Annotated in this window: 2 protein-coding genes; both read right to left on the reverse strand. The window is 68.2% G+C overall.

Annotated elements, in window-relative coordinates; all coding sequences use genetic code 11:
* Positions 1-2,678 (reverse strand): maltose alpha-D-glucosyltransferase (gene treS / locus AC6EI8_RS24370; protein WP_498383113.1); only part of this gene is annotated, 2,678 nt, incomplete at its 3' end.
* On the reverse strand, positions 2,675-4,662 hold a 1,988-nt coding region (locus AC6EI8_RS24375; RefSeq protein WP_498383114.1), incomplete at its 5' end, for an alpha-1,4-glucan--maltose-1-phosphate maltosyltransferase. The genes treS and AC6EI8_RS24375, both read right to left, overlap by 4 nt.

Consider the following 4,662-nt stretch of genomic DNA (forward strand, 5'->3'; position numbering starts at 1 on the left):
ACGGGCGTGAAGGCCTCGTCCTCGCTCGGCCGCGCCAGCACCGCGTGCAGCTCGGCCAGGCGCCGGCCCAGCGTCGCCGCCATGGCGGCAAAGCCGTGCATCGCCTCGGTGAACTCGTCGTCGCCGTTCTCGTTCTCCATCGGCAGCGCGTCGTCGATGGCGCGGCCGATGTAGTCGAGCGTCCAGTTCCAGCCGTCGCCCTGGTTCAGGATGTAGCCCTGCAGCAGCATCAGCGTGTGTGGAGTGCCGTCCGCGCCGGTGCGCACCACTTCGCCGAGCAGTGCGGCCGCATTGGCGTAGCCCTGTTCGGTCAGGTAGCGCGTCATCTCGCCTTCCGGATGGATGCCGCCGGAGACGCGCCGCACCAGCTTGAGCACCGCCGAGTTGTTGAACGACAGCGAGCTGTTCGATTGCTCGGCGGACATCCACTGGATCGGATCGTCCTCCAGCGCCAGCGCGGCCAGGCCCGGTCCGCCGCGGAAGTGGATCTGCCCGCGCGGCGTGGCGATCTCGGTGCCGGCGCGCAGGGCCTTGACGACCTCCCGCGCGAAGCGCTCGACCACGAAACCGTCGGTGGCCAGCCCGACGCGGCTGCCGCGGCGCACGCGCGCCATCGCCAGTCCGTGCGCCAGTTGGGGGACGCTGGCGCCGGGCGCGTCGTGGTCCCACAGCACGCTGACGGGCAGTTGATAGCACTCGCTTCGTCCCTGCAGTGCGACCTCGACCTCGGACAGATACATCGCCTCGCCGGGCGCGGCGGCGCCGAACGGCACCGCGTAGGCGATCGTGACGCCCTGGATCTTCTCGCTCTTGGCGCCGAACCAGCGGCGCCGCGCGATGTAGTCCGGCAGCACCTCGTTGGACAGGATGCGACGCGACGCTTCGGTCAGGTCGGCTTGCGCGGTGTTTTGCATGATCAGCGTGATCAGCTCGGGCATCTGCTGCGGAGCGTCGACGTGCCAGGACGGCGGCTGCGCCTCGGTGGATAGCACGAACCAGTAGAAGCCATAGGGCGGCAGCGTCAGCAGATAGGTCAACTGGCCGATTGCCGGGAACGGGGTCGCGCCGAGCATCTCGACCGGCACCCGGCCCTCGAACTCGGACAGGTCCAGTTCGACCGCCTGCGGCGCGCGCGACAGATTGGCCACGCAAAGAATGTGCTCACCCTCGTATTCGCGCAGATAGGCGAGGATTTTCCGGTTGCCGGGGAACAGGAAGCGGAAGCTGCCGCGGCCGAAGGCGCGGTGCTGGCGCCGCAGCGCCAGCATGCGGCGCATCCAGTTCAGCAGCGAATGGGTATCGCGCGACTGCGCCTCGACGTTGACGGCCTCGTAGCCGTACAGCGGGCCCTGCAGCGGCGGCAGCACCAGCCTTTCCGGATCGGCATGCGAAAAGCCGCCGTTGCGGTCGGGCGACCACTGCATCGGCGTGCGCACGCCGTCGCGGTCGCCCAGATGGATGTTGTCGCCCATGCCGATCTCGTCGCCGTAGTAGATCACCGGCGTGCCTGGCATCGAGAACAGCAGGCTGTTCATCAGCTCGATGCGGCGGCGGTCGCGCTCCATCAGCGGCGCCAGCCGGCGGCGGATGCCCAGGTTGATGCGGGCGCGGCGGTCCGAGGCATAGACCTCCCACAGATAGTCGCGCTCGCTGCTGGTCACCATCTCCAGCGTCAGCTCGTCATGGTTGCGCAGGAAGATCGCCCACTGGCAGTTCGGCGGAATTTCCGGCGTCTGGCGGATGATGTCGGTGATCGGGAAGCGGTCTTCCCGTGCGATCGCCATGTACATGCGCGGCATCAGCGGGAAGTGGAACGCCATGTGGCATTCGTCGCCGTGCGCGGGTCGCTCGCCGGTGGCGGGCGTGCCGCCGAAGTACTGCTGCGCGTCCTCGGGCCACATATTGGCCTCGGCCAGCAGCAACCGCCCCTGGTAGTGGTCGTCCAGATGCTTGCGGATCTGGCGGATCACCGCATGGGTCTCGGGCAGGTTCTCGTTGCTGGTGCCCTCGCGCTCGACCAGATACGGCACGGCGTCGAGCCGCAGCCCGTCGATGCCCATGTCGAGCCAGAACCGCATCACCGACAGCACGTCGCGCAGCACCAGCGGATTGTCGAAGTTCAGGTCCGGCTGGTGCGAATAGAAGCGGTGCCAGAAGTACGCCCCGGCCACCGGGTCCCAGCTCCAGTTCGACTTCTCGGTATCGCAGAAGATGATGCGCGTGCCGCTGTAGGCCTGGTCGGTGTCGGACCAGACGTAGTAGTTGCGCGCGGCCGAGCCCGGCTTGGCGTGGCGTGCGCGCTGGAACCACGGGTGCTGGTCGGAGGTGTGGTTGATCACCAGCTCGGTGATCACGCGCAGCCCCCGCGCATGCGCGGCGGCGATGAAACGGCGCACTTCGGCCAGCGTGCCGTATTCCGGATGGACGTTGCGGTAGTCCGCGATGTCGTAGCCGTCGTCGCGTCGCGGCGAGGGATAGAAGGGCAGCAGCCAGATCGTGTCGACGCCGAGGCTGACCAGATAGTCGAGCTTGGCCAGCAGCCCGGCGAAGTCGCCGACGCCGTCGCCATTGGCGTCGTAGAACGATTTGAGGTGCAACTGGTAGATGACCGCGTCCTTGTACCAGAGCGGATCGGCGTTGAGCAGCGCGGTGCTGCCGCGCTCGGAGAGGCGCTTCATGCAGACTCCTCGCGTCGTGGCTTGACGTGCCACAGGGCGAACGGCAGCGCGTGCGGATCGAGCCGGATGCGCTGATGCTTGCCCTGCCACTGGAAGCGGTGGCCGTGCATCAGATCCTCGGCGGCCAGCGCGCCGTGATCGGGCAGGCCCCATTCCCACAGCGGCAGTTCGATATCGGCCTCGCGCACCGTGCGCGGGTCCAGGTTGATCGCCACCAGCAGCACGTCGTCGCCGAAGGCCGCGTCCGCATCGTGCGAAGTGGGGACGTAGCGCGCGAAGTACAGCACCGCATCGTCGCTCGCATGCAGGAAGCGCAGGCCCAGGTGGTTCTGCAGCGCCGGATGGCTGGCGCGGATCTGGTTCAGCCGCGTGATCTCGGCAACGATATTGCCGGGCCGGTTCCAGTCCCAGGCGCGCAGCTGGTACTTCTCCGAATCGAGATACTCCTCCTTGGTCACGCCGTTGACCACCAGTGGCGTGCCCTCGCACAGCTCGAAGCCGTTGTACATGCCCCAGAGCCCGGACAGCAGCGTCGCCAGCGCGGCGCGGATCAGGAAGCCCGGCCGTCCCGAGTCGTGCAGGAAGTAGGGGTTGATGTCCGGCGTGTTGACGAAGAAATGCGGGCGGAAGTATTCGCGCAGCGGCGTGCGCGTCAGCTCCGTCATGTACTCGATCAGCTCGTGCTTGTGGTTGCGCCAGGTGAAGTAGGTGTACGACTGGCTGAAGCCCAGCTTGGCGAGCCGCGCCATCATCTTGGGCCGCGTGAAGGCCTCGGCCAGGAAGATGGTGTCGGGATGGCGCTCGCGCACGTTGGCGATCATCCATTCCCAGAACGGCAGCGGCTTGGTGTGCGGGTTGTCGACGCGGAAGATGCGCACGCCCTCGTTGACCCAGAACATCACGACGTCGCGCAGCGCGATCCACAGCGCGGGCGCGGCGCCGCCCTTGGCGTAGAAGTCGACGTTGACGATGTCCTCGTACTTCTTCGGCGGATTTTCCGCATAGCGCAGCGAGCCGTCGGGCCGGTGCGCGAACCATTCGGGATGCTCGCGCAGCCAGGGATGGTCGGGCGAACACTGGATCGCGAAATCGAGCGCCAGCTCCAGCCCCGCCGCGGCGCTGGCCGCGCGCAGCCGGCGGAAATCCTCGATGGTGCCCAGCTGCGGGTGGATCGCGTCGTGGCCGCCCTCGGCCGAGCCGATCGCATACGGGCTGCCCGGATCGTCGGGCGCGGCGCGCAGGCTGTTGTTGCGGCCCTTGCGGTTGGCACGGCCGATCGGATGGATCGGCGGGAAATACAGCACGTCGAAGCCCATCGCGCGGATCGCCGGCAGCCGTTCGATCACGTCGTCGAAGGTGCCGTGGCGCTCGGCGTCGCCGCTCTGCGAGCGCGGAAACAGTTCGTACCAGCTGGCAAAGCGCGCCGCCAGCCGGTCGGCCTCGACCGGCATCGCGACGGGGTGGCGCGTGGAGAAGTGGCGCGGATCGGCCGCCTGCATCAGCGTGCGGGTGTGCGGCGACAGCAGGATCTCGAGCCGGCGCAGGTCGTCCTTCGCCGCGGCCTCGAGCTCGGCTACCACCTCTCGCAGCGCGCGCGATGCCTCGCGCTCGCCGGTCCGCCCGTGCCGCAGCGTATTGGCGACCAGGCGCGCGCCTTCCTCGATTTCCAGCGTCACGTCGACGCCGGCCTGCTTCTTCTTGGTGACCTCGTCGCACCAGGTGGCGAAGGCATCGTGCCACGCCTCCACGGTGAATTCGTGCCGGCCCAGCGCGGTCAGCGCGAAGCTGCCGACCCAGCGGTCGTTGACGGTCGGCACCATCGGCGCCTCGTGCCAGCTTTCCTCGCCGGGACCGCGCCACAGCACCACGGCGGCGAGCTTGTCGTGGCCGTCCATCCAGATATCGGCGCTGACTTCCACCCGCTCGCCGGTTACGCGGCGCACCGCGAAGCGGCCGTTGTCGCAGGCCGGCGCGACGTTCTCGA

Source organism: Cupriavidus sp. R6-3, from assembly GCF_059772245.1.